Origin of the sequence: Muricoccus nepalensis (assembly GCF_006438825.1) — a bacterium.
GTDB lineage: Bacteria > Pseudomonadota > Alphaproteobacteria > Acetobacterales > Acetobacteraceae > Roseomonas > Roseomonas nepalensis.
The window spans coordinates 1-5,079 of record NZ_RCZP01000094.1; the positions used below are offsets into that span (position 1 = coordinate 1).

Consider the following 5,079-nt stretch of genomic DNA (forward strand, 5'->3'; position numbering starts at 1 on the left):
AGGGGCTGAACAACCGGGCGGAGAACTCGCATCAGCCGACGCGACGACGAGAGCGGCAGATGAAGCGCTTCAAGTCAGCCGGCCAGGCGCAGCGCTTCCTCTCGGCCCATGACGGGATCAGCAACCTCTTTCATCTTCGCCGAGCCCACCTCACTGCCCGCGAGTACCACGCCGCAAGGGCGCGTGCGTTCGAGGTATGGTCCGACATCAGCGGGCTCGCCGCGCGGGCTTGATTGCCCTCTATCTCGCTGCCAATCAGTCAGCCTCGTCGCCTTGACGCCAGCAAGTTGACGGTGCCCCTGGGTGTTCGACAGACCGTCATCCGCCTCAACCGCCGCAACACGGGGCGCCGCTGGCCCAAGACCCCGTATCGACGCGCCATGCGGCACCGCTCTCCCAAGCCCCTCTACCATCAGCGCTGGCACGTCGAGAGCGGGTTCAGCCAGCACAAGCGGCGCCTCGGCTCAGCGCTGACCGCCCGCAACACCGCAGCCCAGAACCGCGAACTCGTCCTCCGCGTTCTCACTCACAACCTCATGCTTCTCGCCGAAGCCGCATGAGCATTTCAACAGAGCATCCCGAGCTTTAAGAGGCAGACCTGGCTTCCCGCATGATCTGGTGGATTTCGCGAACCAGGGCTGCGCCTCTGCCGGTCTGCTGGACGAAGACCGACCGGCGATCGTCGGGATCGATCGTGCGATGAACAAGCTCGAACGCTTCGAGGCGGTCCAGCGCGCGCGTGATGACGGATTTAGAGAGGGCGAGCGACGTGGCCAAGCCGCGCACAGTGTGCGGCCCCTCGCAAAGGCATACGGTAAGGAAAATGCCGAGCTGGCGCGCTGAGAGGTCTGGACCGTCGCGACGTATCAAGGACACCACCGTCTCCCGAAGGATCTCAATGGGGCTGCTTCGTCTGGTGTACCCGCGCATGGGTCGGTCCTGCCTTAGGAGCCGCAAAAGCCGGGCGCTGCGCACTCGGCCTCGCTGGAACTCGTCTGCGGCATTCTAGCACCACTAGCTTAACGTTTCAGGCAGTCGGCGCGACTGGTCCGCGGCAGCGGCACACGAAACTCATGCCGCGGAAACCGCGCCGAGAAAGCCAACAGGGAGGGTTCGGGCACGCTCAGGGCAGCTTGGTTACCGTGCGGCGGCGGACCATACTGAGGCTGAGCAAGCCTTTGCCGGCGGAGCAGGGTTACCTCGCCCTTCAACGGCGCACACCAACGAGGCGGTTGACCAGCTGCCCGACAGCTTCGCCCTCATGAGGGCAGCTTCGTGGCGTCCCGTCCGGCCCACCATGCCGCACAGGGCAGATCTGTTGGACCATGTGGTGCATACCGCGTCTGGTGCTGGGGGCCTGCGTCCAAGCGAGGGTCCCGTCTTCCCGATGCAATACTTTCGTTACATCGGAGATCGCACTGCAGTGGCTGCAGACTGCTTCGGCCGCAAAAGCCTTCGGCTCCTGCCTTCATGATGCCGAGGGAGACGGCAAGCATCTACTGGCAACAGCTCCGCTGCCCATAGCGCCATTCGTGTAGGACAATCACATGAACCGTAAGACACCTGAAAAGCCGGAGCTCTCGCGTGAGGAGACGCAGGCTCGGAAGGCCGCTCAGCTTTCCTCCGCCCCACGGTTGAATGAGACGCCCCGCAAGCGGACGGTATCCGCCGATGGGGTGCACGATGACGACACAGACGACGGATGCCGCTGGTCCTGGCCGGGGTGGTCGGATGTCGCGGCAACGCAAGCGGGATGCGGTACTTCGGCTGCTCCGGGGCGAGGACCTGGAGACGGTCTCGCGGGCACTGGGTGTGACCGCGGCGACCCTGAGCGGCTGGCGCGACGCCTTTCTGGCGGGCGGCGAGGCAAGCCTGGCGACGCGGCCTGCTGATGGTGAGGCGCTGGAGAGCGAGCGGCTCAAGGCGCGGCTGGGCGAGATGCTGCTCGAGCGCGAGTTGCTGGAGGCGAAGGTGGCGGCGCTCGAGGATGGCCGCCCTTTGGTCCGGCGGAGGTCACGGCCATGAGCCTGACCACCTCGCCGAGCAGCGGCAGGCCTTACGGCCTGGCCCAGGTGTGCCGGATCTGGCGGGCCGCCCGGGCCACGATCTACCGCCATCGCCTGCCGCCCCGAACGGAGACACCCCGGCGATCGGGCCCGGTCGGGCCAATGGCAGATCTGGCGCTGCTGGAGGCGATCCGGGCTGTCCTCGCGGCTAGCCCCTTCCATGGCGAGGGGCACCGCAAGGTCTGGGCGAGGCTGCGCGTGAGGGGCGTCCGGACCTCCCGCCGCCGAGTGCTGCGGCTGATGCGCGAGCACGACCTGCTCGCCCCGTCCCGTGTCGGAGCGCCTCGGGGCCCGCGCAACCACGACGGCACCATCATTCCCGACACCCTGGACACCATCTGGGGCACCGACATGACCACCACCTGGACTGGCGAGGGCCAGGCGGCGGTGTTCGTTGCCGTCGATCACCACAGCGCCGGCTGCGTCGGCCTGCATGCTGCCCGGCGCGGCACCCGCTTCGAGGCGCTGGAGCCCCTCCGGCAGGGCGTGCGCCAGCACTTCGGCGGCTTCGCCAAGGGCATCGCGGCGGGCCTGTCGATGCGACATGATCATGGCTCGCAGTACATGTCCGACGCCTTCCAGGGCGAGCTGACGTTCCTCGGCATCGAGAGCTCGCCCGCCTTCGTGCGGGCACCCGAGGGGAACGGATGCGCCGAACGCTTCATCCGAACCTTGAAGGAGAACCTCCTGTGGGTCCGGACCTTCGACACCGTCGAGCAACTCCGCCAGGCGCTGCTCGAATTCCGCCAGACGTACAACTCAACCTGGCTCATCGAGCGTCACGGCTTCAGAACGCCGGACGCCGTCCGCCAGGATCAGCTTTCACCCGCGGCTCTCGCCGCATAGGCTTCACTCAGGTGTCTCAGAAACTGCGGGCGGTACAGCTTCAAGCTATTCGCCCACGGGTCGCAATGGATCGCGCGCTGGACGACCGGGGCATCACAACCGGGGATGGTATTGGCGCCGCGCTCGGGCCTCCTGCTACGGAAGCGACGGCGTTGCGAAGGCGTAAGGTCGTTCGCGAGGGCGGCTTGGCGCGGCTGGAGGCGGCGGTGCGTCTTGGGCTATAGGGAAAGGCTGGACAAGGAAGTGCCTCGTGACGACTGACGTGGCCGAGCCGGTGCGCCTTGGGCAGGAAGCCATGGGGGCGGCCGGTGGGCGACTTTGCCGCTCCAGCCGGCCCGTGGGCTCTCTTCCTGCAGTGCGCTGGACCCGGCCGAGTACAGCGGCACCCAGTGGCCGATCTCGTGCCCAATTTTCCTCTCGATCTGACGTTGGCCGAAGTTGTGCCAAAACTTCGGTGCATTCAGTGCGGCGAACCTCCGTCATCCGTGGGACTCAGTGATCCGTGCAAGGAGTGGATCACCGATCTCCTGCCCTGGCACCTCCAACCCGGCGACACCTGAACTCGGCAACCCTCTAGCGCCGCTGCCAATGATGAACGCTTAGACTACGCCTACTCCCATCCGCTCCAGCAAAGAAAGTCGGCGTTTCGTCCCTAGCCAAGCCACAGGCTGTCCCTGGGGTATCCACGCCATAGGAGCGCTGATGTAGGCAGCCTCCTCAGCAAGCTTACGGATGATGTCGTATTTTCCCTTAGGAAGGACCAGCGGCTTTCACTGTTTGCCTCCAACTGGCGAGGAGGTCGCCAAGTGTCTCATCCCAATCAATGCGCGGCGCCCAGTTAAGAAGTGTCCGACCCCGGCTTCCTTCGGCCACTACGTGTTCCACGTCGGTCGGCCGAAGGCGAGCTGCTTCCTGCATCACCTCAACTGCAACGCTGGACAGACTGAGAAGCCGATCAAGAATGTCACCGATGCGACGCGGCTTACCAGAACACACATTAAGAACGACGCCAGGGACAAGGGAGTTGGCCTGTGACAGGGCAGCTACGTAAGCCGCACACACATCCCGCACGTCTAGGAAATCGCGCCAGCGGTCCAAGGCGCCAGTGCGCAACACTGGCTTCTGCCTTCCGGCCTCAATTAGAGCAATTTGGTGCGCGAAGGACGAAACAACGAACCCGTCTCTCTGGCCGGGGCCGGTGTGGTTGAAGGGCCTAAGGCGCACGGCGCGCAAGCCGCGTAGGGCTATCTCTCCGATAGCCAAGTCCGCTGCCGCCTTGCTGGCCGCATAGGGATTTGCCGGCATAAGCATTGAGTTCTCGTGGACCGGATGCTTGGCGCGGAACGCAAGGCCGTAGACCTCCCCAGAGGAAGCTAGGATGAAGGTCGCCCTCGGCGTAGCCCGCAGCACGGCCTCCCCAAGGGCAACGGTCCCCATCAAATTCGTGCGCCAGAATGCCATTGGATTGCGGAAGGAGGCGCCAACATCGGCGCGAGCCGCCAAGTGCATCACAGCATCAGGCCGCGCTGTCGCCACAGCATCCAGCAGGCCTGACGGCTCATCGAGGTCCAGCGCGACCACTTCGTCGACGCCCTGCACTCGCTCAGCGCGGCCAGTACGCGCAGTGCCGACCAGCACGGCCTCAGGGAAGGCGGCGCGCAGCGCGACCAGCATGTGGCGCCCGACGAAGCCGCCGGCCCCGGTCACGAGTATACGGGCGGGACGCCCCGGGTGTCCTGACACGGGACGCCCTAGCGCTGCCGCGCGCGGTGACGGGCGAGGTCGGCCTCGACCATCTCCTTGATCATGTCTTCCAGGCTCGTCTCGGCCGACCAGCCGAGCTTCTCCCGCGCCTTGGAGGCGTCGCCGAGCAGGACGTCCACCTCGGCCGGGCGCATGAAGGCGGGGTCCACCTTCACGAAGTCCTGGTAGTCCATCCCCACATGCGCGAAGGCGATCCGGCACATGTCGCGCACCGTCACGGTGCGGCCGGTGGCCACCACGTAGTCGTCGGCCTGGTCCTGCTGCAGCATCAGCCACATGGCCTTCACGTAGTCGCGCGCGTGGCCCCAGTCGCGCTTGGCGTCGAGGTTGCCCATGAGCAGCTCCGAGGCCAGGCCGAGCTTGATGCGGGCCGCCGCGTCCGTGACCTTGCGAGTGACGAACT

The 5,079-nt window shown here is 65.9% G+C and carries 4 protein-coding genes and 2 pseudogenes; 3 read left to right on the top strand and 3 right to left on the bottom strand.

From position 1 onward, the window contains the following. Both EAH89_RS30310 and EAH89_RS32955 read left to right on the top strand, forming a co-directional pair. Nucleotides 1-233: pseudogene (locus EAH89_RS30310) on the top strand (IS6 family transposase); the annotation flags it as partial. Nucleotides 234-293: 60 nt separating this feature from the next. Further along, a complete protein-coding gene (locus tag EAH89_RS32955; RefSeq protein ID WP_241667276.1) occupies nt 294-560 on the top strand; it encodes a transposase in 267 nt (88 codons plus the stop codon). Between the two features lie 25 nt (nt 561-585). On the opposite strand, the gene EAH89_RS30320 is transcribed toward EAH89_RS32955, so the two are convergent. Then, a complete protein-coding gene (locus EAH89_RS30320) occupies nt 586-930 on the bottom strand; it encodes a MarR family transcriptional regulator (protein WP_140887832.1) in 345 nt (114 codons plus the stop codon). A gap of 753 nt (nt 931-1,683) precedes the next feature. Between EAH89_RS30320 and EAH89_RS30325 the strand changes: the two are divergent. After that, nucleotides 1,684-2,912 (top strand): annotated as a pseudogene (locus EAH89_RS30325) (IS3 family transposase). Nucleotides 2,913-3,662: 750 nt separating this feature from the next. Here EAH89_RS30325 and EAH89_RS30330 read toward each other — a convergent pair. Both EAH89_RS30330 and EAH89_RS30335 read right to left on the bottom strand, forming a co-directional pair. Next, a complete protein-coding gene (locus EAH89_RS30330) occupies nt 3,663-4,655 on the bottom strand; it encodes a GDP-mannose 4,6-dehydratase (protein WP_277753917.1) in 993 nt (330 codons plus the stop codon). 8 nt (nt 4,656-4,663) lie between these two features. Next, a partial coding sequence (locus EAH89_RS30335; protein WP_140887837.1) for a GDP-mannose 4,6-dehydratase occupies nt 4,664-5,079 on the bottom strand: 416 nt, incomplete at its 5' end.